The sequence below is a fragment of the Pseudomonas sp. PDM02 genome (assembly GCF_014852285.1).
GTDB classification, from domain to species: Bacteria; Pseudomonadota; Gammaproteobacteria; order Pseudomonadales; family Pseudomonadaceae; genus Aquipseudomonas; species Aquipseudomonas migulae.
Map to the genome: position 1 here is coordinate 104,969 of NZ_JACVBL010000013.1, position 25,079 is coordinate 130,047.

The 25,079-nt window shown below is 59.0% G+C and carries 24 protein-coding genes, 1 tRNA gene and 1 riboswitch; of the genes, 7 read left to right on the forward strand and 18 right to left on the reverse strand.

Annotated features, from left to right (window positions below; translation table 11 throughout):
- Positions 1 to 110 precede the first annotated feature (110 nt).
- Positions 111 to 614 (reverse strand): inclusion body family protein, encoded by a 504-nt coding sequence (locus tag IB245_RS22305; RefSeq protein WP_008025740.1) that lies wholly within the window; start codon positions 612 to 614, stop codon positions 111 to 113.
- A 393-nt stretch (positions 615 to 1,007) separates the two neighbouring features.
- Here IB245_RS22305 and tam point away from each other — a divergent pair, with 393 nt between their 5' ends.
- Positions 1,008 to 1,778: a trans-aconitate 2-methyltransferase gene (tam, locus tag IB245_RS22310; RefSeq protein WP_192228675.1), complete on the forward strand. Its 771-nt coding sequence runs from the start codon at positions 1,008 to 1,010 to the stop codon at positions 1,776 to 1,778.
- 298 nt (positions 1,779 to 2,076) lie between these two features.
- Here the strand turns inward: tam and IB245_RS22315 are convergent, their stop codons facing one another.
- The 4 genes from IB245_RS22315 to IB245_RS22330 form a co-directional block, all read right to left on the reverse strand.
- Positions 2,077 to 2,343 (reverse strand): short-chain dehydrogenase, encoded by a 267-nt coding sequence (locus IB245_RS22315; protein ID WP_192228676.1) that lies wholly within the window; start codon positions 2,341 to 2,343, stop codon positions 2,077 to 2,079.
- Positions 2,344 to 2,783: 440 nt separating this feature from the next.
- A complete protein-coding gene (locus IB245_RS22320) occupies positions 2,784 to 3,191 on the reverse strand; it encodes a type II toxin-antitoxin system HicB family antitoxin (protein WP_192228677.1) in 408 nt (135 codons plus the stop codon).
- A gap of 37 nt (positions 3,192 to 3,228) precedes the next feature.
- On the reverse strand, positions 3,229 to 3,408 hold the full coding sequence (locus tag IB245_RS22325) for a type II toxin-antitoxin system HicA family toxin (RefSeq protein WP_007984690.1): 180 nt from the start codon (positions 3,406 to 3,408) through the stop codon (positions 3,229 to 3,231).
- Positions 3,409 to 3,727: 319 nt separating this feature from the next.
- Positions 3,728 to 4,066, reverse strand: a complete 339-nt coding sequence (locus tag IB245_RS22330; RefSeq protein WP_192228678.1) for a hypothetical protein — start codon at positions 4,064 to 4,066, stop codon at positions 3,728 to 3,730.
- Between the two features lie 455 nt (positions 4,067 to 4,521).
- Between IB245_RS22330 and IB245_RS22335 the strand changes: the two genes are divergently transcribed.
- Genes IB245_RS22335 through IB245_RS22355 form a run of 5 tightly spaced genes read left to right on the forward strand, consistent with a single transcriptional unit; the run spans position 4,522 to position 9,597 of the window.
- Positions 4,522 to 6,000, forward strand: coding sequence for a cytochrome c oxidase subunit II (locus IB245_RS22335; RefSeq protein WP_192228679.1), 1,479 nt, complete (start codon positions 4,522 to 4,524; stop codon positions 5,998 to 6,000).
- 43 nt (positions 6,001 to 6,043) lie between these two features.
- The gene (gene ctaD, locus IB245_RS22340; protein ID WP_192228716.1) at positions 6,044 to 7,819 is read left to right on the forward strand and encodes a cytochrome c oxidase subunit I; all 1,776 of its coding nucleotides are present in this window, start codon (positions 6,044 to 6,046) and stop codon (positions 7,817 to 7,819) included.
- Positions 7,816 to 8,508: a cytochrome c oxidase subunit 3 gene (locus IB245_RS22345; RefSeq protein WP_192228680.1), complete on the forward strand. Its 693-nt coding sequence runs from the start codon at positions 7,816 to 7,818 to the stop codon at positions 8,506 to 8,508. The genes ctaD and IB245_RS22345 overlap by 4 nt, the downstream gene beginning before the upstream one ends.
- 6 nt (positions 8,509 to 8,514) lie before the next feature.
- The gene (locus IB245_RS22350) at positions 8,515 to 9,225 is read left to right on the forward strand and encodes a heme-copper oxidase subunit III family protein (protein WP_008036192.1); all 711 of its coding nucleotides are present in this window, start codon (positions 8,515 to 8,517) and stop codon (positions 9,223 to 9,225) included.
- Between the two features lie 54 nt (positions 9,226 to 9,279).
- The gene (locus IB245_RS22355; protein ID WP_007988247.1) at positions 9,280 to 9,597 is read left to right on the forward strand and encodes a cytochrome C oxidase subunit IV family protein; all 318 of its coding nucleotides are present in this window, start codon (positions 9,280 to 9,282) and stop codon (positions 9,595 to 9,597) included.
- A 52-nt stretch (positions 9,598 to 9,649) separates the two neighbouring features.
- Here IB245_RS22355 and IB245_RS22360 read toward each other — a convergent pair whose 3' ends face one another.
- The 13 genes from IB245_RS22360 to IB245_RS22420 form a co-directional block, all read right to left on the reverse strand.
- A complete protein-coding gene (locus tag IB245_RS22360; RefSeq protein ID WP_192228681.1) occupies positions 9,650 to 10,204 on the reverse strand; it encodes a magnesium transporter in 555 nt (184 codons plus the stop codon).
- Between the two features lie 287 nt (positions 10,205 to 10,491).
- Positions 10,492 to 10,565, reverse strand: a tRNA-Gly gene (locus IB245_RS22365).
- A 174-nt stretch (positions 10,566 to 10,739) separates the two neighbouring features.
- On the reverse strand, positions 10,740 to 11,624 hold the full coding sequence (locus IB245_RS22370; RefSeq protein WP_192228682.1) for an alpha/beta fold hydrolase: 885 nt from the start codon (positions 11,622 to 11,624) through the stop codon (positions 10,740 to 10,742).
- A 313-nt stretch (positions 11,625 to 11,937) separates the two neighbouring features.
- Positions 11,938 to 12,630: a pseudouridine synthase gene (locus IB245_RS22375; RefSeq protein WP_008025762.1), complete on the reverse strand. Its 693-nt coding sequence runs from the start codon at positions 12,628 to 12,630 to the stop codon at positions 11,938 to 11,940.
- 57 nt (positions 12,631 to 12,687) lie between these two features.
- Positions 12,688 to 12,882, reverse strand: coding sequence for a cysteine-rich CWC family protein (locus tag IB245_RS22380; RefSeq protein WP_008025763.1), 195 nt, complete (start codon positions 12,880 to 12,882; stop codon positions 12,688 to 12,690).
- Positions 12,883 to 12,888: 6 nt separating this feature from the next.
- Positions 12,889 to 14,376: a sensor domain-containing diguanylate cyclase gene (locus IB245_RS22385; RefSeq protein WP_192228683.1), complete on the reverse strand. Its 1,488-nt coding sequence runs from the start codon at positions 14,374 to 14,376 to the stop codon at positions 12,889 to 12,891.
- 208 nt (positions 14,377 to 14,584) lie between these two features.
- Positions 14,585 to 16,351: an allophanate hydrolase gene (gene atzF, locus IB245_RS22390; RefSeq protein WP_192228684.1), complete on the reverse strand. Its 1,767-nt coding sequence runs from the start codon at positions 16,349 to 16,351 to the stop codon at positions 14,585 to 14,587.
- A gap of 25 nt (positions 16,352 to 16,376) precedes the next feature.
- Positions 16,377 to 20,006 carry an urea carboxylase gene (gene uca, locus IB245_RS22395; protein WP_192228685.1) on the reverse strand — a complete coding sequence of 1,210 codons (3,630 nt, stop codon included), beginning with the start codon at positions 20,004 to 20,006 and terminating at the stop codon, positions 16,377 to 16,379.
- A 279-nt stretch (positions 20,007 to 20,285) separates the two neighbouring features.
- Positions 20,286 to 20,927, reverse strand: a complete 642-nt coding sequence (locus IB245_RS22400) for an urea amidolyase associated protein UAAP2 (protein WP_192228686.1) — start codon at positions 20,925 to 20,927, stop codon at positions 20,286 to 20,288.
- Between the two features lie 11 nt (positions 20,928 to 20,938).
- Positions 20,939 to 21,664 carry an urea amidolyase associated protein UAAP1 gene (locus tag IB245_RS22405; RefSeq protein WP_008025773.1) on the reverse strand — a complete coding sequence of 242 codons (726 nt, stop codon included), beginning with the start codon at positions 21,662 to 21,664 and terminating at the stop codon, positions 20,939 to 20,941.
- A 13-nt stretch (positions 21,665 to 21,677) separates the two neighbouring features.
- The gene (locus IB245_RS22410; protein ID WP_192228687.1) at positions 21,678 to 22,466 is read right to left on the reverse strand and encodes an ABC transporter ATP-binding protein; all 789 of its coding nucleotides are present in this window, start codon (positions 22,464 to 22,466) and stop codon (positions 21,678 to 21,680) included.
- A complete protein-coding gene (locus IB245_RS22415; protein ID WP_008025776.1) occupies positions 22,463 to 23,278 on the reverse strand; it encodes an ABC transporter permease in 816 nt (271 codons plus the stop codon). Before IB245_RS22415 ends, IB245_RS22410 begins: the two co-directional genes overlap by 4 nt.
- 15 nt (positions 23,279 to 23,293) lie before the next feature.
- The gene (locus IB245_RS22420; protein ID WP_192228688.1) at positions 23,294 to 24,361 is read right to left on the reverse strand and encodes a putative urea ABC transporter substrate-binding protein; all 1,068 of its coding nucleotides are present in this window, start codon (positions 24,359 to 24,361) and stop codon (positions 23,294 to 23,296) included.
- A 61-nt stretch (positions 24,362 to 24,422) separates the two neighbouring features.
- Positions 24,423 to 24,523, reverse strand: a riboswitch (guanidine-I (ykkC/yxkD leader).
- A 276-nt stretch (positions 24,524 to 24,799) separates the two neighbouring features.
- Here IB245_RS22420 and IB245_RS22425 point away from each other — a divergent pair.
- The gene (locus IB245_RS22425) at positions 24,800 to 25,042 is read left to right on the forward strand and encodes a hypothetical protein (protein ID WP_008025780.1); all 243 of its coding nucleotides are present in this window, start codon (positions 24,800 to 24,802) and stop codon (positions 25,040 to 25,042) included.
- The last annotated feature ends 37 nt before the right edge of the window (positions 25,043 to 25,079 follow it).

Genomic DNA, 25,079 nt, shown 5'->3' on the forward strand with positions numbered 1-25,079 from the left:
GATGGTGACACTTGACGGTAGCCGCTTCGGTTTATGCAAGGCATTCCGTTCCTGTCGAGGCGGCAACGCAGTCAGCAAAAGCCCCTCGTTGCCAAGGGGCCTGACGCTCGTCAGTTGCGGATGGTAATGAACGGGTCCCACGAACAGCAGCCGACGATCTTGCACTCGCGATCCACGATCAGGAAGTGGAAGTGATACGTCACGCTGCCGCTGGACAGGGTTTCCGAAGACCAGTAATGGTTATCGACTTTCTGGCAGCTGGGCACCGATGGATTGCTGGTGTTGGGCACGGCAACGCAGGCGACAGCCTTGCGTGGCGTGGGTGTGGAGATCAAGTCGAGGCCGATATTGCCGACGAACTTGTAGAAAATCACTGCGGTCTCGAAGCTCTGCGACAGGCTGGTTTCACGCCAGCGAATCAGGTCGCCCACCTGGGCTTTCAAGTTGAGTTCGCCACCGGCCTGGCCGCTCACCACGTTGTTCTGGTTGGTCACCATGTACACGTGATTGACGTCGATCAGTGTCGGTGCAGCAGGGTTTTTGCTGATGTTCGGGTAGTTTTTCAGAATGGTTTCGGTGTCAATGGAAACCAGTACATCCGTGACTCGAGACATAGTGAAACTCCTTGTTCATAGTGAATGCCTGGCATCTTTCCAGGCTCAACAACGCTTGCTTGCCTTGCGGTCGTTGCGCAAACACTACGGACGGAACCCACCTGTCACGGGCATGAGCTGGCCTTGCTCCTTGAGTACAAACCAACGGGTTCGGGTTCCTTCCGACGGGCCGCGATTGGACTATAGAAGTGAAATTCAGGCTGTCAAAACTGCTTTGCTGATAGCTCGACGAACGGTCGATCTGGTTATGAATTCTGATCATTTGGCGATAAGAAACGACCTGCATATCCTTCGAACATCCAAAAGTCGGGTAGGGAGGGATGCGTGGGGCGAGGTATCGTAGCGAACCGGTTGTCGGCCCAGGCCCGGACAACGATTCGACAGGAGAACGCAATGAGTTGGTCCGCCAAGCAATACGTCGCTTTTGAAGATGAACGCACGCGCCCGGCCCGGGATCTGCTCGCGGCGATCCCGCCCGTTGAAGCACGCTCGGCCATCGACATCGGTTGCGGCCCCGGCAACTCGACCGAGCTGTTGCTGGAACGCTTCACCAGCGCCACGGTGCGCGGCGTCGACAGTTCGACCGACATGATCGAAGCCGCCCGCAAGCGCTTGCCGCAGGTGCAGTTCGACACCGTGGATATTGGCACCTGGAACGAGAGCGGTCCGTTCGACGTGATCTTCGCCAACGCGGTGTTGCAGTGGCTGCCCGATCACGCGAATTTGCTGCCGGCTCTGGTGAGCAAGCTTTCTCCCGGTGGCAGCCTGGCGATTCAGATGCCGGACAACCTCAACGAACCGTCCCATCGCCTGATGCGTGACGTCGCTGCCAATGGCCCGTGGGCCAGCAAATTGGCCGACGCCGCCGGGCAACGCACGGAAATGGCCAGTGCCAGCGACTATTACTCGATGCTGCGACCGCACTGTGCGCGCGTCGATGTGTGGCGCACCACCTACCATCATCCGCTGGCGGGCGGTACGTCGGGCGTGGTCGAGTGGTTCAAGGGCAGCGGCTTGCGGCCGTTTCTCGAACCGCTGGATGACGCGGAAAAGGCGCAATACCTCAAGCAATATCACGCCGCTATCGAGCAGGCGTACCCGACGCTGAGCGATGGTTCGGTGCTGCTGCCATTCCCGCGCTTGTTCATCGTCGCCACCCGCTAAGTGCGGAAAAGGGATGGATAACGCTGAACGTTATCTGTCCCTTCGCTTGGTGCTCAAGTAATCGAAAAGAAACGACGCAAAGCCGAATAACCCGATCATTGAAATGATCATGAGCCCCAACTCTGAATTGTCCATGCTGATCTCTGCGTGAAAGGTGAGAGGGCAGGGTAGGTGGTTTTGGGGTGGGTTTGAGGGGGCGCTACGGCTTCTTTACTGGGTGGCGGGGATCTATACGGAAACTATACGTGGGGCGGTTAAATGCGGAGAGCGCCCCGAAAGACGCCCTCAAATCACGGCACTACTTTTCAGCATCCATACGTCGTGCAATGACATCCATCACGTCGCAGCCATCGCGTAGCGGTATTGAGCAGAGGAGTGCGAAGTCGCTGAGAATCACCGAGTCGGTGATGATTTCACCGCGCATCGCGAGGTTTTCCAGGACCTGCGTTACCGCGCCGATTCTGTAGCGGGCGGAGCTGAGTAGGGAATGCAGTGGTTGGGTGGTGTTGACGTAGAACGTGGGGAGGTCGTCGGCGTTGCTGGTTAAAGCCATGTAGTCATTCATGAGTGGTTACCTTGAAGTGAAGTTATGTCTCCTACCACTCGTTGTCGCCAAACAAAGGGTGGCAGCTGTACGCGGGTTGGCGAACCGGACAAGGCACAAACCGGCAGACCCGAAGGTCTCCCACGCACAGCCACCAAAAAACAGATAGCCGCGTGCTTTCAGAAAAGCTCCGAGCGGGCTCGGAGGTTTCTGTACCTTGCTATCGAGTCGCCAAACCCGATACGCCATTTGGGCGCGTTCGGACTATAGGTCTCATGACAAAGGCACAGCAATGGACAAGTCTACGGACAATTCCCAGTGTCGTGTAGGACCTTGCCTATTCAGCTATTGGCCACTTTCTGGCCATCAGTGAGGGGCAATCGCAATCAACGTTTCACTAAATCCCGCCCACAAAAAAACCGGCCACTTGGGGCCGGTTGAGCATGTTTGAAACAAGATCTTCAGCTCTGCTGCAATACCTTGAGAGCTGCCGAAGCCAGAAAACCTGAGCGGCTTTTCTCTTCCGGATGATGCAGTACGTATTCGTCGATGCGGTTGAGAAGGTAGCCCGGCAGGGTAATGTTCAGCTTCTGGGCTTTGCCCAAGTACTTGGTAACATCGATATCCACCACCGCCCATGTACAACCAGCGTACTGAGGATTGGCCGCGTGCAGAGTGACTTTGTTCGCGGGTGGAATCGGTGAACCGTCCTCGGCAAGAATTTCGAAATGGCCCTCAATGGCTTCGCGAGCCATGGCCATCGCATCATCAAGATCCTCACCCGCAGAGAAACACCCCGGAATATCCGGTACCTCCACGCCCCAAACGTGTTCGTCATCGCCCATTGAAATCGCAATTGGGTAAAGCATGTTCATTGTCCTCCAGGGACGCCGCGCATTGAGATCGTCAGAGCAGCGCCTGTTGCAAAATACTGATTGCCGTTTTTTTGAGCAGGTCCTTTTTCGGATGAGGAACTGTCACCAGCCCCGGTTTGGTCGGGTGCTTGAAGTGATGATGGCTACCCCTGATTCGAACCAGATACCAGCCATCCGCAACGATTTGGCTTATCAAAAATCGGCTATTCACATCACCTCCGTGTGGTGTGCTTAGGTGGTTACTATACCTACTGAATTTTTATGATCAACACTATAACCACTGAGCCTTCTCGGGCATCGATGGACAGGTGGTAAGAAACGAGTCTAGGAGGGCGTGAGGATAGGGGGTGGAGATGGCCTTTGAGGCATTTTCTATATTGCGGGGTTTTGCCAGCCCAACCGAAGCGCTTGCGTAGCTCAATCTTCAAGCATAAAAAACCGGCTATCAAAGCCGGTTTTTGAAACAGGGCAGACGCCACTCTTTCCGTCCGCCCCTTCCGCGCATTTGAGAACCGAAAATCCCTTAGCCGCTAATCAATCAACTGATCAACCAAAACCGCGTTGCTGTAGATCAGGCAGCCATCACTCGCTCGATGTCCCACCAGATGAAACTGACCGCGCTCGTTGTGGATATAGACGCGCATCTGGCAGTCGGACAAAGGCCCGTACTCCCCTGGCAAGATCAACTCCAGGGTGTCCATGTCGACGTCAACCATGGCTTCCTTTTCATGGGTCTTCTGCAAGCGTTCTTCAGCGTCCTCCAAGCCCCGGTGGAGGGGGCCATCGACGTAAAAATGGATTTCACCTATGGGGGTCGATTTTTGTGCGCCGTTGAATTTGCACCAGCCTTCGATCGTCAAGGCACTCATGACGAAATCTCCGTTGTGGACGGCTGGACGTTGTAGCTCTTAGCCGTCATGGGTCTGACCGCTATACCCGGCAAGGACCGTCTTCAGTGGCATTTTCAGCCGATCCCTGCCTGCGTAACACAGATACTAATTATAGCTGGCCACCGCGTTTCGCTTACTCGATGTCTCTGCGCGCCTTATTAGTCTGAAGGGGTGTTACTTAATAGAGACAGTTAGATATAGCGAATAGGTTTTAAGTAATCAGCTTGATGCCCAGGTTGGAATATCCAGATGCGCAGGCCTTGTAGCAACAGCGTCTGTAGCGCCCATGAACTATACTTCCAGCGAACTTTGCCACGACGAAAGGTGGTATTGGGTCAGCCTGTTTTGGCGTCGGATGAGTCGTGATTAGACGCTGCTGTTCTGTGGGGATGCTTATGCATGCCAATGAGTGACAGGAATAGGAAGAAGGCAAAATGGCAATGGCAATTATTCTTGTCCTGATCGTTATTGCATCCGTGCTCTTCCATTTATTAGCGCCCTGGCATGCGGCACCGCCAGCTTCCAACTGGGGTTCAATAGACACCACGCTGTTCATCACGCTGGTCATCAGCGGGATATTTTTCATCGCCATCACCGTGTTCATGGCGGTGGCCGTCATGCGTTTCCGTCACAAGGAGGGCGTCAGGGCCGCCTACCAGCCAGAAAATAAAAGGTTGGAATTCTGGCTGATTGTCGTGACGTCGATCGGGATTGCCGGGATGTTGGCGCCAGGTCTTGTTGTTTATAACGATTTTATCCGGGTGCCCAAAAATGCGTATGAACTAGAGGTGGTCGCCCAGCAATGGCAATGGGCTTTTCGTTTTCCGGGTCAGGACGGGAAGTTGGGAAAATCGGATATCAAGTTTGTTGATTCGGTCAATCCACTCGGTCTTGATCCCAAGGACCCTGTGGGACAGGACGATGTAATAGTCAGAAGTAATGAAGTTCGTCTTCCGGTCGATCAGCCGGTGAAAGTCTTGTTGCGCTCCAAAGATGTTCTGCACAATTTTTATATACCGCAGATTCGCAGCAAGATGGACATGGTGCCGGGAATGGTGTCGTACTTCTGGTTTACGCCAACTGTCATGGGCAAGTATGAAGTGCTGTGTGCCGAGTATTGCGGCGTCGGTCATTACAACATGCGCGGCAATATGATCGTGGTAGACCAGGCCGCCTTCGCTCAGTGGCTGGGCAGCCAACCGACCTTTGCGCAGACATTGACCACGGCCGCCAGGCCCGGTCGGGACAGCGTGCTGGAAAAAGGTCGCCAACTGGTCGAGCAATACGGCTGCCATGCCTGCCATAGCCAGGATGGCAGTGCCAGTCTCGGCCCGGGATGGAAGGGCTTGTACGGTCGCACCGAACAACTTGCCGATGGCAGCAGCGTGCAGGTCGATGAGGCTTACCTCAAAGAGTCGATCCTCGATCCGAAGGCCCGCCTGGTGCAAGGCTACCCGCCGGTGATGGTGGCCTATACTCTCAAGGATGATGAACTGGGTGCTCTCATTGCCCTGATCAAATCGCTGGGTGCCGGGCAGCCAGCCGAAGAACCGTCTACCGGCGACGTGTCGGGCTCAGGTGACGATCTGGTGGCACAGGGACAGCGGCTGGCGCAGTCGCTCGGTTGTCTGGCCTGTCACAGTGTCGATGGCAGCAAGGGTATCGGCCCCGGTTGGCAGGGCCTGTATGGCAAGGCAGAAACCCTTGCCGACGGTACGAGCATCAAGGTCGATGAGGACTATTTGAAAGAGTCGGTTCTCAATCCCGCTGCCAAAATCGTCAAGGGCTACGCAGCCGTTATGCCGCCCTTCACGCCGAGCGACAAGGAGCTGAACGCCCTGATCGCTTTTATCAAATCCAAAGCGAATGCTGACGCTGAATCGAGCAAGGCTGAGCCAGGGAAGTCGCCGTAAAGCCGCCAGAAACACACTGAAACTTCGGCCGGAGGATGACGTGATGGCCTATGCGGAGCAAGCCGAAACAGAGGCACTGCACGAGCCGAAAAGTTTCCTGACCAAATACATCTGGAGTCAGGACCACAAGGTCATTGCCGTTCAATATTCCTTGACGGCGCTGTTCGTGGGTCTTATCGCCGTGGTGCTGTCCGGCTTGATGCGCATGCAGATTGGCTTCCCCGGCAGTTTGGCGTTCATGGACGCCAGTGCTTATTACCAGGCGATGACCATGCACGGCATGATCATGGTTATTTATTTGCTGACGGCCTTGTTTCTGGGGGGCTTCGGCAACTACCTGATCCCGCTGATGGTGGGCGCCCGCGATATGGTTTTCCCCTACGTCAACATGCTCAGCTACTGGTTTTACTTGCTGGCAGTCGTGGTGTTGCTCTCCAGTTTCTTTGTCCCGGGCGGCCCCACCGGTTCGGGCTGGACGCTCTATCCGCCACAGTCCATTACTCAGGGGACACCGGGGGTCGAGTGGGGCATCGTCCTGATGCTCGTCTCTCTGGCGATTTTTATTGTTGCCGCCACCATGGGCGGGTTGAACTACGTCACCACGGTGTTGCAGGCGCGCACCCACGGCATGACGTTGTTTCGCATGCCGCTCTCGGTGTGGGGAATCTTCATGGCCTCGATCATGGCCTTGCTGGCGTTCCCGGCGTTGTTTGTCAGTGCGGTCATGATGCTGTTCGACAAACTGTTGGGCACCAGTTTCTTTATGCCGGCGATGGTCTCGCTGGGGCAGCAGCTCGATCATCAAGGGGGGAGCCCCATCTTGTTCCAGCACCTGTTCTGGTTCTTTGGCCACCCGGAGGTCTACATCGTTGCACTCCCGGCGTTTGGCCTGGTCTCGGACCTGATCAGCACCCATGCGCGGAAAAATATCTTCGGTTACCGAATGATGGTGTGGGCCATTATCGCGATTGGCGTGCTCAGCTTTGTGGTCTGGGCGCACCATATGTATGTCAGCGGAATGAACCCGTACTTTGGCTTTTTCTTCGCCGTCACCACCTTGATCATCGCAGTGCCGACCGCCCTGAAAGTCTACAACTGGGTGCTGACCCTGTGGCACGGCGACATTCATCTGACCGTGCCGATGCTGTTTGCCCTGGCCTTTATCGTCACCTTCCTGGTCGGTGGCCTGACCGGGTTGTTTCTCGGCAATGTGATCGTGGACATTCCGCTCTCGGACACCTATTTCGTCGTCGCCCATTTCCATATGGTCATGGGCGTCGCGCCGGTGCTGGTGGTGTTTGGCGGCATTTATCACTGGTTCCCGAAAGTCACCGGGCGCCTGTTGAATGACACGCTGGGCAAGTTGCATTTCTGGATTACTTTCCTGGGCACCTACGCCATCTTCTTCCCCATGCATTACCTGGGTTTCCAGGGCATGCCGCGCCGTTATTACGCTTATGACAACTACGCGTTCATCCCGCAGTCGGCGCAAGAGTTGAATGCTTTCATTACGGTGGTGGCCTTGACCGTCGGCGTTTCCCAGTTGCTGTTTGTGTTCAACCTGGCCTGGAGCACATTCAAGGGCAAGCCCGCCGGCGGCAACCCGTGGGGCGCGGCCAGCCTGGAGTGGCAAACGCCGAACACTCCGCCGATACACGGTAACTGGGGCGCGAAGCTGCCGGTCGTGCATCGTTGGGCCTATGACTACAGCGTACCGGGGATCGAACAGGATTTCGTGCCGCAAACAGTCTCCGCCGAGGAGCTGGAACAGATGCGGCAGCTCAGTGCCGGAACCCAGGCAGCGGACGTTAAAACATGAACAGACTGCTGTTGAAAAACGCCGATGGCGCGGACCCCAACGGTAGCTGGAGTCGTGATCCCGAAGGGATTCAGTCCGCTGAAGGTGCCAATCGAAACCAGACCGCAAAAATAGGCCTGCGCCTGTTTCTGGCCGTGGTGAGTTCGTTGTTCTTTCTCTTTCTGCTGGCCTTTATCGCCCGTTCACAAATGTCCGACTGGCTACCGCTGACAGAGCCCTTGGCGCCGTTAGCCAATCCATGGCAACTCTGGGTGAATTCGGCATTTCTGGTGTTGAGTTGCATCGCGTTGCAGTGGGCGCGCATGGCCGCTCGCCAGGCTCGGCTGAACGCAACGGTCATTGGCTTTGTAGTGGGAGGCGTATTTGCAATTGCGTTTCTGGCGGGGCAGTTCTGGGTCTGGCAGCAGTTTGTCGCCTGGGGCTACTTTGTCGCCAGCAACCCGGCCAATAGCTTCTTCTACCTGTTGACCGGTGTGCACGGGCTCCACCTGCTGGGCGGGTTGTTTGCCTGGGGCAGGACCGTCGCCAGATTCCTGAGTCGCGTGCCGTTGCCGCAACTCAGCGCCAGCGTCGAACTCTGTGCCATCTACTGGCATTACTTGTTGGGTCTGTGGATTGTGTTATTCGCTTTGCTGACCAGCACGCCACAGACTTATGAAGCCATCGCCAGACTCTGCGGCTTGAGGTGATCAGCCATGGCATCGCATCCACAAGCTCCAGGCGAAAGCTCATCCAATCCCCTCGGCTCGCCGTCTGCACCAGGATGGCAAGGCATCGCCAATGACTGGGCCTCGGACAAGGAGGCTTTCAAGCAGGTGCCTTGGGGCAAGGCGATGATGTGGATATTCCTGCTCAGCGACACGTTTATATTCACCTGTTTCTTGACCGGCTACATGTCGGTTCGCATGACCATCACCACGGCCTGGCCAAACCCCAGTGAAGTGTTCGCCTTGACCATCGGCGGTCGAGAAATCCCGCTGATTCTGATCGCCATCATGACGTTTGTGCTGATCAGCAGCAGCGGCACCATGGCCATGGCCGTGAACTATGCCTATCGCCGTGATCGCGCGAAAACCACCGCCCTGATGTTGGCGACCGCTGCCTTGGGCGTGACCTTCGTCGGCATGCAGGCATTTGAATGGAGCAAGCTCATCGCAGAAGGGGTACGTCCCTGGGGGAACCCCATGGGAGCGGCGCAATTTGGCGCCAGCTTTTTCATGATTACCGGTTTTCACGGCCTGCATGTGTCCATCGGCGCCCTCTACCTCAGCATCGTGGCGAGGAAAGTATTGCGGGGAGATTATGAGCGCTCCGGAAACTATCAAAACGTCGAGATAGCCGGGCTGTACTGGCACTTCGTGGATTTGGTGTGGGTGTTTATTTTTGCGTTTTTCTACTTATGGTAAGTCCGGGACGCTGTTCATGAAGGGGAGAGCAGGATCCGCAGAGGAGCACTGATGATGGCGCATGCTCAAGGTCAGCAACATCCGATCAGCCTGTACCTGAAAATCTGGGGGCTGTTATTCGTCCTCAGTACCCTGTCGTACCTGGTCGATTACTTTCACTTCCACGGCTACCTTCGCTGGGCCCTGATCATCACTTTCATGTTGCTGAAGGCCGGTTTGATCGTCTCCATCTTCATGCACATGGCCTGGGAACGATTGGCCATGGTCTACGCCATCCTGGTGCCACCGTTGTGTTTGCTGGTGCTTGTCGGACTGATGGCCACCGAGGCAGACTATGTGTTTCTCAGCCGGGTGATTTTCTTCGGTCAATAGGAAACGCCCGGACGACCTTGAGCCTCCGGGGACTGATCGGCAACCAATGCCGTTATATCGTTCGTTTGAACTGATGCCACCTGTGCAGCCAGGCGACTGTCCAGTGAGGGGCTGCCGTGCCCGTACCGGCGATCTTCAGCAGTGGATGGTGTTCGATAACCCCGTCCAATACCGGCTCCTGGTTCGGCTCGACGTCCACAAAGAAAATGTGTTTTCCCTCTTCTACCACCTGTTTAAAACTGCGGAAGTGAGCGTTTGGCACCTGAATACCAAAAAAACCGCCTTCCCAGATGCAGAAGCCGAATATAACAACGGCGAGAAAGATAAAAGGCATCCAGCCTGCGACGGATTCGGTCCAGCCTAGCCAGTAGGCGCCGCCAAGGACCAACGCGGCGAGTGGCAAACCGATCACCGCACCGATTTCGCCAGAGTGAACGACATCCTGCTCCATCAGCGAGTTGATCTCGTGCAGGTGATGTTGTTCAACATCAGCCACATGTTCGCTGAGCACATGGATTTGTTCGGAGTTGATGCCGTTGGCTTCCAGTTCATTTTCAACGGCTTCAAGGTCGTCGAGATTGTCACTGATGTAATAGTGTCGATTCATGCCACACCTCCCATCCCGTGCTTGCCGTAGACCTCCTTTGTCTTGCAGCCGTTTGCCGGAATTTGCAGTCGGTATCGGTACCCGTGGGCAACGCTTCTCACTTCGTTCAAGCCATGAAAAGTATAGCACTGCATGGCGTGCGGGCAGGGTGGGGGCATTGGGTCGCCTGGCCTTGCGGCAGGTTCGCGGGACTGCAGATTCAGGGCACAAAAAAACCGGTCACTTGGACCGGTTTTTTGTGTTTCTGCATCCCCCGTCAAAAAAATCAACGTGAGACAAAATTCGATTGGAGCGGGTGAAGGGAATCGAACCCTCGTTATCAGCTTGGGAAGCTGGAGTAATGCCATTATACGACACCCGCTCAGAGCGGCTGACTTTGTACCAGATGTGCGCATGAAAATGAAGTTTTTCTTTGCGCGTGAGGGCTTTGGCACAGGTGAAACAAGACATCAGACCGGGTGACGGTCGTTCGCGGGCAAGCCTCGCTCCTACAGGACTGCATTAGGCTGCGGGGCTTGCTCGCGATGACGCTGTTTCAAATGGACAATGCATGGTGGTCCTGGACGTAGTGGTAACGCGGTCGGCTTGCCTGTTGCTCAGGTTTCAGGAAACCCAGCAACGCATTGCGACTGTCTCGGCAGGCGGCTTTGTGTTCCATGTCGAGAAAGTGGCCCGTCGCATCCAGCGTCTTGAACGTGGCGTGTTGCACGTGGTTGGCGAACAATGCCGCGCCATCGGCGGCGGTGTATTCGTCCCATTCGCCGTTCATGAACAGCACCGGCACGTTGATTTTCTCCGCAGCCTTGAAGAAGCACTGGCGGTCGCTGTGCAGCAGGTCGCTGATGTGGAAGTGCATCTGCCCGTATTCATGATCGGCCAGGCTGCTGACGTGACGGTAGTTGAAGCGCTTGAACAGGGTCGGCAGGTGTTTGCCGATGGTGCTGTTCACCAGGTTGCCGACCCGGTCGCCGTCACGGCTGCCGAGGTAGTCGACGCCGCGCTCGAGGTAGTCGAGCATGTGCGCGTTGATCTCCGGGGAGAACGAGCTGATCACGGCTTTTTCGATCCGTCGCGGTTGTTGGGCGAGGGCGACCAGGGTCGCGGCGCCACCCCAGGAAAACGACAGCACGTGTTCGGCGGCGAAGTGGTCGATCAGCTCCAGGAGGATCTGCCCTTCGACTTCCTTGGTCAGCAATTTCTCATGCAGGTTGTGGGCTTTTGACTTGCCCGCGTAGGGCTGGTCGTAGCAGACCACATTGAACTGCGGGTGGAGGTTTTTCACGGTTTGTGCAAACGACGCAGTCGTGGCCATCGAGCCGTTGACCAAGATAATGGTCTTCTCTGCGGCGTCTGCGCGATAGAACTCCGTGTAAACCCGATACTGACCTTGTATATCCAGCACAGCGATTTCTGGCCTCATGTCATAAGACTCCTGGCAAGCGGGTATGCGCGCAAATGAGATTGCACGAGCTTTGTGACAGGTAGGCATATGCCTGGAATTTGAAGGCCCATGTCGATCCATTGCAGTCCGGTCGACGGGTGTTGTTATTGGCGGGCAGTCTGTCGGCCTGAGGCGGAACCTTGAGGTTCTCTAACCGACAAAAAGTTTCTTAGACGTATGTTGTGACTCGTCAGTCACATTTCGGCTGACGACCTGATTCAAGCAGGGGAGTTGGCATCGCGCAAGTGCCATTCGTAAATTGTTCGACAACTTCTGCTGAGCGGTAGGCTGCTTAGATCAATCCGATCTCTTCATCGCTCAAAGGGCGGTATTCGCCCGGTTTCAACGTGCTGTCGAGCACCAGCGGCCCCATGCGTTCGCGGTGCAGGCGCAGCACTTTGTTGTCGAAGTGGCCGAACATCCGCTTCACCTGGTGATAACGACCTTCGACGATGCTCAGCCGCGCTGACTTCGGCCCGAGCAGCGCCAGCTCGGCCGGCAGCGTGGTGAGGTCTTCGAAGGCGAAGTACAGGCCTTCGCTGAATTTCAAAGCATATTCCGGGCCGATGTCCTGCTCGGTCTCGACGTAGTAGACCTTGGGCAATTTGGTCTGCGGCTGGGTCAGGCGTCGCGACCAGCTGCCGTCGTTGGTGATCAGCATCAGGCCGGTGGTGTTGAAGTCCAGGCGGCCGGCGATGTGCAGGTCTTCCTTGTCCGGTTCGTCGAACAGATCGAGCACCGTCGGGTGTTCCGGGTCGCGGGTGGCGCTGACGCAACCGGGGGGCTTGTGCAGCATGAAGTAGCGGGCGGGTTTGCCGAGTTGCAGCACTTCTTGATCGACTTCGACACGGCTGAACTCCAGCACCTCGGTGTGAGGGTCGCTGACGATTTTTCCGTCGACCCGCACGCGCTTTTCCACCAGCAACAGGCGAACCTGCTTACGGTTGAAGCGGGGCAGGTTGCTGAGGAAACGGTCAACGCGCATGAAGTGAGATCGGCAGGAAACGGGCCGCGCATCTTACGTGATCGGCCACAAGGATGCTTACAACTGCGCCTCGACCTGGGCGCAGCGCGGGCACAGGCAGGATTTGTCGCGCAGTTCGGGCGGCAGTGCTTCGAGCACCGCCGGGTCGATGCTGACGCCGTAGCACCAGCAGGCCCGATCGGCGGTTCGCGGGTCGGCCAGGGTGCAGTCGTTGGAGGCGCCGCAGGCCGGGCAGAATTCAGGCTTGTTCATGTAGGACTATGCATAACTGGTGTGAGGCATTTCCGCGCAGGTACGGTTACGGCCGGATTGCTTGGCCCGATACATCGCATGATCGGCGCGGGAGAGCAGGGTGTGCAAGGTGTCATCCGGTTGCAGCGTGGTCAAGCCAATGCTGACCGTCAGCTGCAAGGTGTGACCGTTGTAGGCATAAAGCTGTTCTTCGACATGCTGACGAATTTTCTCGGCAATCATCAGACCGGTCTCACCGTCCGTGTCCTTGAGCAGCACGATGAATTCTTCGCCGCCCCAACGGCAAACGATGTCGGAATGACGCAGACAACTCTCCAGATCCCTTGCGAAGCCGATCAGCACCTGATCGCCGGCGAGGTGACCGTAGGTGTCGTTCAAGGCCTTGAAGTGGTCCAGATCCAGCAGCAAGGCGGTCAGCGGTTTCGGTTCGCGTTGGGCTTCGTGCATAGCTTGTGCGGCCAGCAGATCGAAGCCGCGACGGTTCGGCAGTTCGGTTAGGCTGTCGAGGGTCGCCTGCGCCTGGATCTTGCCCTGATAACGCTTGATCACCCGATTGAGCAGGACCAGCACAGTCAGGGTCACGAGCAGGCAGATCAGCAGGTTGAGGTACAGCGACTGGCGGATTTCGCTGAGGGCGCCGTCTTCGCGTTTGTCGACGAACAGGTACCAGTTCAGTTCCGGAATGAAGCGCACGTTGAGGAAATGGCCCTGGCCCTGGACGGAATATTCGTAGCTGCCGCTGTGGGGCTTGGGCAGCTGGTTGACCAGGCCTTTCATGCTTTCCAGGTCGTTGAGTTTCTGGCCGATATGCGCGCCCTGTGGGCCACCCTCGGCACCGGTAAGCACCAATCGGCCGAAGCTGTCGACGAAATACACGCTGCGTTGATAGCGCTGTTGATACTTGTCGATCAGCTTGATCACCGCATCGACGGTCAGACCAACGCCTGCCGCGCCGATGAAACGGTTGTTGTAGTCGTAGACCTTGTAGTTGATGAAGAACGTCAGGTTGTCCTTGTTGGCCAGGTCCGGGTCGACGTTGATCTCGTAAGGGGCAGCCATGTCACGCACGCGAAAATACCAGGCATCGCGCGGCTCAGTGACCTTGACCTGCTTGAGCACGCCTTTGGCGTGGTAGTAGGTGAGCGTGCCGTTGGAGACGAAAAATGCGGTGTAGGCGCCGTAGTGGGTCATGACCTCGTTGAGGTAGCGGGTCATCTGGTCGGGGTCGTGTTCGCCGTTGACCACCCAATCACGCATGAAGGTGTCGCGGGACATCATCGAGGAAATCAGGATCGGTCTGACAAGATCTTTCTGGATTTCCGAGTAGACCGTGTCCGAAGTCAGCGGCAGCTCGGTGTTGACGATGTTGTCGCGGATCGAGGCGCGCGAGGCGTAGTAGCTGAGAAATGACGTGGCGAGAAAACCTGCGCCCAGCAGCGCGATCAGCGTGAGGACCAGCGAACGTTGCGAATACAGCGGCGAGTGAAGCAGCATGGCGATTCCGTTGGCAGTGACCCGTTGGGGAGCATTCTAGTGGCACTGCGGGGAAATAACTGCGGGATTTGTGGGGTGAATCGGCGAGGATCAGGTGCGGTGGCGTCCGGACTGACGCCTTCGCGGGCAAGCCTCGCTCCTACAGGTTTACGCAATCCCCCCGTAGGAGCGAGCGGGCGGCGTTCCGACTTGCCCGCGAATCGAAAGATCACCTCGAATCTGTCAGGTACGCACGCCATCCCCCCAAATGACTGATATTCACCGCCCCCTCCAGCCCATACGCCTCACAGATAAACCCACTCTCCCAACGCCCATCCGCCAGTTGCACCTTGCCCAACCCCAGCGGCGCCGGAATCCCGGTCAAAAACGACCCCAACTCACAGCTCGGCAACTCCCAGACCTCCACCGCAATCGCTACGCCGCCATCCTTCACCCGCACCATCCCCGGACGAAACGGCGGGCCACCGGCCAATGCATACAGTTGATAGTCCGGCGAACTGAACGTTGTCTCGACCAACGTCGCACCGCGCCGCTTCAACTGCCAGTTCAGTGCCAGCCCATCGAGATGCGCGCCGCACACCACCAACCGTGCACGATCGTTACGCGCGACCGTTGCGGGCGCAGGAGAATGACGCTGAAACGCATCCGCCACACTCAACAAATACTGATCGGTAAATGCCCGGCCAAACACCGTCACGCCCCACGGCAAACCATTGCCCATGAACCCGCTCGGCACCGCGACGGCGGCGTAATCGAGCAGGTTCATGAAGTTGGTGTAGTAACCCAGTTCCGAATTGCGCAGCACCGGCTCAGCCTCAAGCTCCGCCAGTGTGACGGGGTGGGCGATGGTCGGCGTGACCACGCAATCGAGTCCTTCCAGCGCCTTGTCGCACAGTGCTTTCAAGGCTTGCAGCCGATATTGGGCGCGGAAGGTTTGCACACCGTTCACCGCCGGCGCCTTGGCCAACACCGCACGAATCACCGGCAATACCGCTTGAGGATTTCGCTCCATCAACTCGCCGGCGACGCTGTAGCGCTCCGCCACCCACGGGCCTTCATACAGCAGGCGCGCCGCTTCAAGGAAAGGCGACAAATCCAGTTCCACGGCTTCACCGCCCAACGCCTTGAGCCGGTCGATGGCATCGCCGAACAACAGCGGACCTTCAGGGCAACCGAAGAATTCCAGGTCTTGCGCACGCGGTACGCCGAAGCGGAAGGGGCGCGGTGTGCCGAATGCCGAGCCGTCATTCCACAGCGGATTACGGCGACTGTATTCGTCCCGTGGATCGAGATGCGCGGTGAGCGCCAGCAACTGACTGGCTTCCCGAGCCGTCGCGGTAAAGGTCGTGACGCAATCGAGCGTACGACACGCCGGCACCACGCCCGCCGTGGAGATCAACCCTTTGGTGGCTTTCATCCCCACCAGATTGTTCAACCCTGCCGGCACTCGCCCCGAGCCCGCCGTGTCCGTGCCCAACGAAAAACTCGCCACGCCCAGCGCTACCGCCAGCGAAGAACCGGCGCTGGAACCGCCCGACGGATACTCCGGCAACACGCTGTTCGGGCATGCGCCATACGGCGAGCGGCTACCGTTGAGGCCGGTGGCGAACTGGTCGAGGTTGGTCTTGCCCAGCGGAATCGCGCCCAGCGCCAGCAATTGCTCGACGATGGTCGCCGACTGCTGCGGCACATAGGCAAATGCCGGGCACGCTGCCGTGGTCGGAATGCCCGCCAGATCGATGTTGTCCTTGATCGCGAACGGCACGCCGTACAGCGGCAGGCTGTCGATATCGCGGCCGTCGAGCGCGGCGAGGTACGGCTCCAGTTCTTCAATGCTGAGCAAATGAATGAACAGGTGATAGTCCGGGTTCAGGGCGGCGGCTTTATCGCGCAGGTTCAGCAGCAGCTGTCGCGGTGTGATGCTGGCGTCGCGGTAGGCGCTGCGCAGGGCGTCGAGTTGCAGATTGATGGTCATGAAGTGAGTCCTTTGCAAAATGGGTTCAGTCGAGTTCCAGCACCACGACGCGCTGTCCGGCGCGCACGGCCGAACCCGGTTGCACGCGGATTTCGCGTACCACGCCGGCCATCGGTGCGAGCAGCGGGATTTCCATCTTCATCGACTCCAGAATCACCAGCACATCGCCGGCGGCGACGCGGCTGCCGGTCTCCACCTGGACCTGCCAGAGGTTGCCGGCGATGTGGCTGTCGACGCTCATTTCGCCACTGGCCAACGGTGCGTCTTCGGTCGTTTCCGGGGCCGCTTCCTCACTGTCGAAATGCGCCTGGCCGCTGGCGATCCAGCGCTCGCGCTCGGCGTTGAACGCGCCTTTCTGTTGATCCCGAAAAGCTGCAATGCTCGAGGACTCTTTGGTCAGGAACGCCTGGTAATCCGCGAGGTTCAACTGGCTGTGTTCGATGTTCAAATCGAAGCGCCCGAGGGGGAAATCCCGACGGATGCGCAGCAGTTCATCGGCGCTCACCGGGTAGAAACGGATCTGGTCGAAGAAGCGCAGCAACCACGGTTTGCCATCGAACGCGGCGACTTCGCGGTAGCGGTTCCACATCTGCAACGTGCGACCGACGAACTGATAACCGCCGGGGCCTTCCATGCCGTACACGCACATGTACGCGCCGCCGATACCCACCGAGTTTTCCGCAGTCCAGGTGCGGGCCGGGTTGTATTTGGTGGTCACCAGACGATGGCGCGGGTCGAGCGGGGTGGCGACCGGCGCGCCGAGGTAGACGTCGCCCAGCCCCATCACCAGATAGCTGGCGTCGAACACTGTGCGCTGTACTTCGTCGAGGTTCGGCAGGTCGTTGATGCGGCGGATGAACTCCAGATTGCTCGGGCACCACGGTGCGTCCTTGCGCACGGTGGTCATGTATTTCTCGATCGCCAATTGGCAGGCCGGATCGTCCCAGGACAGCGGCAGATGGACGATGCGCGAGGGCACTTGCAGGTCTTTGGCGGCGCACACCGCGTCCCATTCACCGGCGACGATACCGAGCAGATCGGCCAGGGGCAGTTGCTCGGGTTGGTAGTGCACTTGCAGCGAACGGATGCCGGGTGTGAGGTCGATCACGCCGTGCAGGTGTTTGCTTTCCAGGGCTTGCATGAGGGCGTGGGCGCGGAAGCGCAGGACCAGGTCCAGTTCTGGTGCGCCGATCTCAAGTAACAGGTGCGTATCCCCCGACAGTCGCGCAACCAACCGCGTATCGTCCTGACCCAAATCCAAAACCACAGGCGATACAACCCCCTGTAGGAGCCGGCTTGCTGGCGATGAAGTTGACGCGGTGTCTGTTAGGGCCCCATCGCCAGCAAGCCGGCTCCTACAAGGGGGATTCCATTTCAAGGCGAGGGTGCGGGCGGTTTTGATATCGACTGGCTGGAACTGCACTTTGTCCCCGGCCTTGAGCTGGCCGAGTTGCCAAAGATCCGCCTCGATCACCGTCACCGGGCACACAAACCCGCCGAGGCTCGGGCCGTCCGGCCCTAGAATCACCGGCATGTCCCCAGTGAAATCCACGGCGCCAATCGCATACGGATTGTCGTGGATATTCGACGGGTGCAACCCCGCCTCACCGCCGTCAGCACGCACCCATTCCGGCTTCGGCCCAATCAGGCGCACGCCGGTGCGGCTGGAGTTGAAATGCACTTCCCACTGAGTCTTGAAAAACGTGCCGATGTAGTTTGCGGTGAAATATTCCGGTGCGCCATGCGGGCCGTAGATCACCCGGATCTGCCGCACGGCAGGCAGCTCAGCGATTGCAGGCAGTTGCTCGCCGACGCTGTGATCGGTCAACGCCGGCACATGCAACACATCGCCGGCCCGTAATGCGCGACCACCATGGCCGCCAAACTGTCCGAGGGTGAAGGTGCTTTTGCTGCCCAGATAGTCGGGCACCTGCAGCCCGCCGCGCACACACAGATAGCTGCGGGCGCCTGCGCCGGCAATCGTGCCGAGACTCAACGTAGTGCCTGCCGGAACCAGCAGCGCCGTGTTCATCGCCACGGTTTCGCCGTTCAACGTCAGCGGAATCACTGCTCCGGTGACCGCCACCACCGCGTCGCAATTGAAACGCAGCAACGGCCCGCTCATGGTGATTTCCAGCGCGGCGGCGCCTTCTTCGTTACCCAGCAAAAGGTTGCCCAATCGCAATGCGCGACTGTCCATCGGCCCTGACGGCGGCACGCCCACGGCCCAATAACCGAGTCGCCCCGGATAGTCTTGAACGCTGGTCTGCGTACCGGCGCTGAGCACTTCAAAAGTGTTGGCCTGATACACCAGGCCTTCGAGGCAACGGGTCCACGGTTGGCCGCTGGTGAACGGCGCATCGAGCAAAATCTGCCGCAGGTAATCGCGGTTGGTTTCCACACCGTAGAGCTGGCTGTCGCTCAGTGCTTGATGCAAATCCGCACGCGCTTCTTCGCGGGTCGGCGCCCAGCAAATGACCTTGGCGATCATCGGGTCGAAGTACGGCGGTATCTCGCAACCGGCCTCGACCCAGGTGTCGATCCGCAGCTGTTTGCCGTCGGCGACAGGGAAATTTACAGCGGTCAGTAAACCTGGGCTCGGCTGAAAATCACGACCCGGATCTTCCGCATAAAGCCGCGCCTGAATCGCATGCCCCTCGGCTTTCAAACCTTGGCTCAACACGCTCAACGGCGGCAAATCACCCGCCGCCAGTTCCACCATCCAGCGCACCAGATCCACGCCCCACACCTGTTCGGTGACGCCGTGTTCCACCTGCAAACGGGTGTTCACTTCCAGAAAGTAGAAGCGCTGGTCTGCGCTGTCGAACACAAATTCCACGGTGCCGGCGCTGCGGTAGTTCACCGCTTTTGCCAGTTTGATCGCCGCCGCGCACAGCTCATCGGCCATGCCGTCGGGCAGGTTCGGCGCCGGGGTCTCTTCAAGGACTTTCTGGTTGCGGCGTTGTACCGAACAGTCGCGCACGCCGAGGGCGATCACTTCACCGCGACCGTCGCCGAACACTTGAACTTCCAGGTGTCGGGCGCGTTGGATGTACTTCTCGATGAACACGCCGGCATCGCTGAAATTGTTTTGGCCGAGGCGTTTTACGGCTTCGAAGGATTCGCTCAACTCGCCAGCACTGCGACACACGCGCATGCCGATGCCACCACCACCGGCAGTGCTTTTGAGCATCACCGGGTAGCCGACCTGATCGCCGGCGATCAATGCCGCGTCGAGGCTGTCGAGCAGCTCGGTGCCTTCGAGCATCGGCACGCCGTGTTGCTTGGCCAGGGCGCGCGCGGTGTGTTTGAGGCCGAACACGCGCAGCTGTTCTGGCGTCGGGCCGATGAACGCGATATCGGCAGATGCGCAGGCTTCGGCGAACGCGGCGTTTTCCGAGAGGAAACCGTAGCCAGGATGGATCGCCGTGGCGCCAGTGGCTTTGGCGATGGCGAGGATTTTATCGACCGCCAGATAGGTGCCGGCGGCGGCGCCTTCACCGAGGCTGTGGGCTTCATCGGCATGCAGGATGTGCAGGCTCGCGGCATCGGCTTCGGAATAAACGGCGACGCCTTTGACGTGCAGTTCACGCAAGGTGCGCAGGACGCGGCAGGCAATGGCGCCACGGTTGGCAATCAGGACTTTTTCGAACATGGCATAACCCCTGGAGGGGATGCGGGCCGTCCCGCAGTTTTTCGTTGGGCGCCGGGGTCGTCCCCGGCGGAAAATCACAAGTCTTCAGAACACCGCTGAACCTGTGGGAGCGAGCCTGCTCGCGATAGCGGTGTGTCAGACAACACAGGTGTTGAATGTTGAACCGTCATCGCGAGCAGGCTCGCTCCCACAGGGTTTAGTGGTGTTCCTGAGGTTTCAGGCACTGCCCGGAACGGGCCTGGCACAAGGCAAACAACCAGCGACGCAGACGGTTCAATTTCAGTTCCATACCAGCAGCTCCGCAGGCGTAGGGTTGTAGGCATTGCACGGATTATTCAGTTGCGGACAATTGGAAATCAGCACGATCACGTCCATCTCCGCTCGCAAATCCACGTACTTGCCCGGCGCCGAAATACCGTCCTCAAAGGTCAGCCCGCCATCCGCCGTGACCGGCACGTTCATGAAGAAGTTGATGTTCGGCCCGATGTCGCCCTTGCCCAGTCGTCCGTCGTGGACGCAGGCGCGCAGGTAGTTGTCGCGGCAGCTGTGCATGTAGCGTTTTTCCAGGGCGTAACGCACGGTGTTGCTCTCTTGCGCGCAGGCACCGCCGAGGGTGTCGTGGCGTCCGCAGGTGTCGGCGACGAGGGTCAGCATCGGTTTGCCGAGGTTGGAATAGAGCACGCTGCCGGTGCTCAGGTAGACGCTGTTCTGCCGGCGCAAGGTGCGTTGCACGTCGTAGCGTTCTTTCGGGTTGGCGACGCTGTAGAACAACGTATCAACCGCCTGATTGCCTTCCAGGTCGAGGATGCGCAGGGTCTGGCCGGCCTTGACCTCCATCAGCCACGGTTCGCCGGCGGGAATGGTGGCGCGGTAGACCGCTGTTTCTGGATGCTTTTGAGCGGTAGCGATTGCGAGTGACATGGCAGCGATCCTCAGGCGAACAGGCGGTCGGTGTTGATGAAGCCGCGCTCGTTTTCCGGGCGCGAGGTGCGGCAGTGTTCGGCGACACTGGCGTCGGCGTTCATCCAGCTCAGCTTCAACGGTTTTGGTGCGTATTCCGGCGACGGGTCCATCGGATGTTGCAGGGCGGTGAGCACCACCAGCGTGTCCATCGGCGCGTACAACTCGATGTAGTCGCCGGCCCTGGAGTTGCCTTCAACGAAGTGGAAACGCCCGGCTTCATCGACGTTCACGCGGCTGAACAGGTTGAGGGTCATCAGCAAGTCCGACAGGCCCAAACCCCATTTGCCGAGTTCCACCAACAGGTTGTCGGTGCCGTTGCGGAAGAAGCCGTTGCGCAGTTCCTGATAGCGGCCTGCGCCGTATTTTTCCGCGACTTCTTCAGCGCACAGCACGCCGCCGAGGCTGTCGCTCCAGCCGCAGGTGTCGGCGGTGATTGCCGCCAGCACGCGGCCCATGTCCGAGTACAAACAATGGCCCGTGGTGAGCTTGGCGGTGTGTTGGCATTTGAGGCTGTCGGGCAGGTTCAGGCGTTCGGTTTTTTCGTTGGCGTTGAGCAGCGTCAGGCTGACGTTGGCGCCACCGCGCAGGTCGGTCAGGCGCAGCAATTGGCCGCGTTTCAATACGAAGGAGCGATGGCCGCCGCCGGGGAGCATTTCCTCGGCGAAGGGTGGGAACAGTTGGGTCGAATCAGTCATGTGCAAAATCCTCTTAAGCGGTGCGAAGCGCGCCTGCCAGTGTTTCCGGCAAGGCATCGACGGCGGCGCGCGTGGCGCGGCGGTCGCTGTTCAAAGGGATGTCGTAAGTGATGCGCGCGCCATAGGCGCCGGGGGCGTGCGGGTCGACGCGAACCTTGTCGAATACAAGCAATCGCGTGCCGAGGCTGAAACCTTCGGACAGGTCGTGGGTGACCATGAACACCGTCAGTTGCGTCTCGCGCCACAGCTCCAGCAGCAAGGCGTGCATGTCTTTGCGGATGCCCGGATCGAGCGCGCCGAACGGTTCGTCGAGCAGCAACACGCGGGGTTTCATGATCAGCGCCTGGGCGATGGCCAACCGTTGCTGCATGCCGCCGGACAGCTGCGCCGGGTACTTGTCCAGCGAGTGGCCGAGGCCGACCTTTTGCAGCAGCACCGAGGCCTGTTCGCGGGCGTCTTTTTTAGCGCTGCCGAACAGGCGCCCAAGCAGCGGCGAACGCGGCAGTTCGAGGCCGAGGGCGACGTTGTCCAGCACCGTCAGGTGCGGGAACACCGAGTAGCGCTGGAACACCACGCCACGGCTCGAATCCGGTTCGCCGGCCAGCAGTTGACCGTCCAGCAGAATTTCGCCGCGACTGGCGCGTTCCTGGCCGAGCAACAGGCGCAGGAAGGTCGATTTGCCGCAGCCCGACGCGCCGACCAGGGTGCAGAACTCACCCTCGTTGACGTTCAGGTTCAAGCCTTCGAGAACCACCTGATCGGCGTATTGCTGCCAGACGTTTTTTACCGTGATGAAGCTCATGCGCGGGCTCCTTCATACCAAGGGAACGCACGTTGAGTCAGGCGCTTGAGGCCCCAATCCATCAGCCAGGCGAGCAGGGTGATCCACACCACGTACGGCAGGATCACGTCCATCGCCAGGTAACGGCGCACGAGGAATATCCGGTAGCCGAGGCCGTCGGTGGAGGCGATGGCTTCGGCGGCGATCAGGAACAACCACGCCGAACCCAGCATCAGCCGCAACGAGATCAGCAGGCGCGGCAGCAATTGCGGGAGCACCACGCGCAGCATCAGCGTCCAGGTCGAGGCACCGAGGGTCTGGGCCTTGATCAGCAACTCGACCGGTATTTCCCGGGCGCGCTGTTCCAGATCCCGCGCCAGGCACGGGGTGATGCCGATGACGATCAGCATCACTTTCGATAACTCCCCCAGTCCAAAGACGATGAACAGAATCGGCAGGATCGCCAGCGGCGGCACCATCGACAGCACCGTCAGCAACGGCGACAACGGCGCGCCGAACAGTGGCAACGTGCCGGCGGCGATGCCCAGGCACAGCCCGGCCAACGCGCTGATGCCCAGACCGATGGCCAGGCGCCGCAGGCTGGACGCGGTGTCTTGCCACAGCACGTATTCACCGGTACGGCTGTCGGCGGTGAACGCCAGGCGCTTCACCGCGTCGGTCATTTGCACGGCGCTCGGCAACAGCTTGTCGTTAGGGTTGTCCAGCAGCCGTTCGGCCGAGCCCATGAAGTAGGCGAACAGCACCAGGGCGAACGGCAGGATCACCAACAACAGGCGACTCGGGCGATCCGGGTGGCGATTGATCAGGCGCATGGCCAGGTCCTCTTGTTACAGCTTGGCGTCGGCAGCCATCTGCACGTAACTCGGATCGAAGCGAAGCTTGAGGTTGCCCTTGTCGCCGCTGGTCACGCCGTTGGCGAAGGCCATGCCGACCGCGCTGGTGTCCTTGGCGCCTTCACCGAGCAAGCCGTGCTGGAAGGAAAACTCCGCGACCTTGCGCATGGTTTCCGGCAGTTGCTTGCTGGTAGAGAACGCCAGGGCTTCTTGCGGTGTGGCGAACAATTTGGTGGTGTCGAGTTGCGCCTGGAAACCCGCGAGGTCAGTGCCCGAGGCCTTGGCCATGTGTTCGAGCGCAGCCTTGCTGGCGGCGTTTTTCGCGTTCATCAACTCGACCACTTCGAACCAGGCGCCGGTCAGTGCCTTGCCCAGAGCGGGGTTGTCTTTGAGGGTGGCGCTGTTGACCACCATCATGTCCATGATCTCGCCGGGGATCTGGCTGGAATTGAACACTTCGGTCACGCCCGGCTTGGCCTTGATGTCCGAGAGCATCGGGTTCCAGGTGGTGACGGCGTTGACCTGCTCCGTGTTGAAAGCGGCGGAGATGTCGGCGTCGGAGGTGTTGACCACTTTCAGGTCTTTCTCGGTGAGGTCCACCGAATCCAGGGCCCGCGCCAGCAGGTAATGGGACACCGAGAGCTCGACCAGATTGACGTCCATGCCCTTGAGGTCGGCGACTTTCTTGCCGTCGCCCTTGAGCACGATGCCGTCATTGCCGTTGGAAAAATCGCTGACGATCAGCGCGGTGCTGTCGACGCCGCCGGCGGCCGGAATGGTCAGCGCGTCCATGTTGGTCATGGTGCAGCCGTCGAACTGGCCGGCGGTGTATTGGTTGATGGATTCGACGTAGTCGTTGAGCTGCACCACATCAATCTTGATGCCGTACTTCTTCGCCCATTTGTCGACGATGCCTTGGCTGCCGGCGTATTCCCAGGGCATCCAGCCGGCGTAAATGGTCCAGCAGACGCTGAAGTGGTCTTTTGGCGCGGCCTGGGACGAGACGCTCACGATGGCTGCGAAGGCAGCGGCGAGGAGGGCGGGTAAACGAAGTCGGGACATGGTGGTTCTCCAGTTGATCAAGGGCGGGCAGGAGTCAACGCGGCACCGCGAACGGTGGCTTGTCTCCCGGGCTTTTGTCCCGCCGTGTAACCTCAACTGGAGGTCGCCAACTCTCGGACCAGTCACTCGCCTTAGCGAGCCGGAACCCTAGTCAGCCATTGCAAATTGTGGTGCCGCGAACCTGTGATGACTCCTGCACGGGTTTGCTAAAGCGAGAGCCGTGCCAAGTCGCTCGAAGCGCTCTGGGCCGGGGGATTGCCATTTTTCGGGAGGGCGCAAGGGCCGTTCGCTGCTTTGTGATGGTGCGCCCGTGCACTGAGATGCAGCGTGGCTGGCCGCTGATCCGAAGGTCAGGCGTCGTCTGGCACTCGCCGTCGCATTGCCAGTCAAAACAGGTGTCAGCCGGCTGTATCGGCTGTGGTCTTTCAGGAGGCCGCCATGTTTCGTCGACTGTTACTGGGCGTTGTGCTCGGTGTCGGGTTGTCCGGCTGCTACTACTACGCCGGCACCTACGACGTGTATTCCACGCCTTATTACTACCCCGGCTATGCGCCGTATTCCTACTATTACGGCCCGCGTTATTACTATGGTCCGCGCTTTTACGGTGGCTATCGCTACTACTATTGGGGCGGGCATCACCCACGTTATTACGGCGGTGGATACCATGGGCGGCACCATTAATCAGCGGGTGAATAGATGAAAAACCTTTCATCGGCTA

What these genes read in the sequence shown, in the direction of transcription:
- IB245_RS22305 (WP_008025740.1), bottom strand. Translation starts at nt 614, where the DNA reads ATGTCTCGAGTCACGGATGTACTGGTTTCCATTGACACCGAAACCATT.
- tam (WP_192228675.1), top strand. Translation starts at nt 1,008, where the DNA reads ATGAGTTGGTCCGCCAAGCAATACGTCGCTTTTGAAGATGAACGCACG.
- IB245_RS22315 (WP_192228676.1), bottom strand. Translation starts at nt 2,343, where the DNA reads ATGAATGACTACATGGCTTTAACCAGCAACGCCGACGACCTCCCCACG.
- IB245_RS22320 (WP_192228677.1), bottom strand. Translation starts at nt 3,191, where the DNA reads ATGCTTTACCCAATTGCGATTTCAATGGGCGATGACGAACACGTTTGG.
- IB245_RS22330 (WP_192228678.1), bottom strand. Translation starts at nt 4,066, where the DNA reads ATGAGTGCCTTGACGATCGAAGGCTGGTGCAAATTCAACGGCGCACAA.
- IB245_RS22335 (WP_192228679.1), top strand. Translation starts at nt 4,522, where the DNA reads ATGGCAATGGCAATTATTCTTGTCCTGATCGTTATTGCATCCGTGCTC.
- ctaD (WP_192228716.1), top strand. Translation starts at nt 6,044, where the DNA reads ATGGCCTATGCGGAGCAAGCCGAAACAGAGGCACTGCACGAGCCGAAA.
- IB245_RS22345 (WP_192228680.1), top strand. Translation starts at nt 7,816, where the DNA reads ATGAACAGACTGCTGTTGAAAAACGCCGATGGCGCGGACCCCAACGGT.
- IB245_RS22350 (WP_008036192.1), top strand. Translation starts at nt 8,515, where the DNA reads ATGGCATCGCATCCACAAGCTCCAGGCGAAAGCTCATCCAATCCCCTC.
- IB245_RS22355 (WP_007988247.1), top strand. Translation starts at nt 9,280, where the DNA reads ATGGCGCATGCTCAAGGTCAGCAACATCCGATCAGCCTGTACCTGAAA.
- IB245_RS22360 (WP_192228681.1), bottom strand. Translation starts at nt 10,204, where the DNA reads ATGAATCGACACTATTACATCAGTGACAATCTCGACGACCTTGAAGCC.
- IB245_RS22370 (WP_192228682.1), bottom strand. Translation starts at nt 11,624, where the DNA reads ATGAGGCCAGAAATCGCTGTGCTGGATATACAAGGTCAGTATCGGGTT.
- IB245_RS22375 (WP_008025762.1), bottom strand. Translation starts at nt 12,630, where the DNA reads ATGCGCGTTGACCGTTTCCTCAGCAACCTGCCCCGCTTCAACCGTAAG.
- IB245_RS22380 (WP_008025763.1), bottom strand. Translation starts at nt 12,882, where the DNA reads ATGAACAAGCCTGAATTCTGCCCGGCCTGCGGCGCCTCCAACGACTGC.
- IB245_RS22385 (WP_192228683.1), bottom strand. Translation starts at nt 14,376, where the DNA reads ATGCTGCTTCACTCGCCGCTGTATTCGCAACGTTCGCTGGTCCTCACG.
- atzF (WP_192228684.1), bottom strand. Translation starts at nt 16,351, where the DNA reads ATGACCATCAATCTGCAACTCGACGCCCTGCGCAGCGCCTACCGCGAC.
- uca (WP_192228685.1), bottom strand. Translation starts at nt 20,006, where the DNA reads ATGTTCGAAAAAGTCCTGATTGCCAACCGTGGCGCCATTGCCTGCCGC.
- IB245_RS22400 (WP_192228686.1), bottom strand. Translation starts at nt 20,927, where the DNA reads ATGTCACTCGCAATCGCTACCGCTCAAAAGCATCCAGAAACAGCGGTC.
- IB245_RS22405 (WP_008025773.1), bottom strand. Translation starts at nt 21,664, where the DNA reads ATGACTGATTCGACCCAACTGTTCCCACCCTTCGCCGAGGAAATGCTC.
- IB245_RS22410 (WP_192228687.1), bottom strand. Translation starts at nt 22,466, where the DNA reads ATGAGCTTCATCACGGTAAAAAACGTCTGGCAGCAATACGCCGATCAG.
- IB245_RS22415 (WP_008025776.1), bottom strand. Translation starts at nt 23,278, where the DNA reads ATGCGCCTGATCAATCGCCACCCGGATCGCCCGAGTCGCCTGTTGTTG.
- IB245_RS22420 (WP_192228688.1), bottom strand. Translation starts at nt 24,361, where the DNA reads ATGTCCCGACTTCGTTTACCCGCCCTCCTCGCCGCTGCCTTCGCAGCC.
- IB245_RS22425 (WP_008025780.1), top strand. Translation starts at nt 24,800, where the DNA reads ATGTTTCGTCGACTGTTACTGGGCGTTGTGCTCGGTGTCGGGTTGTCC.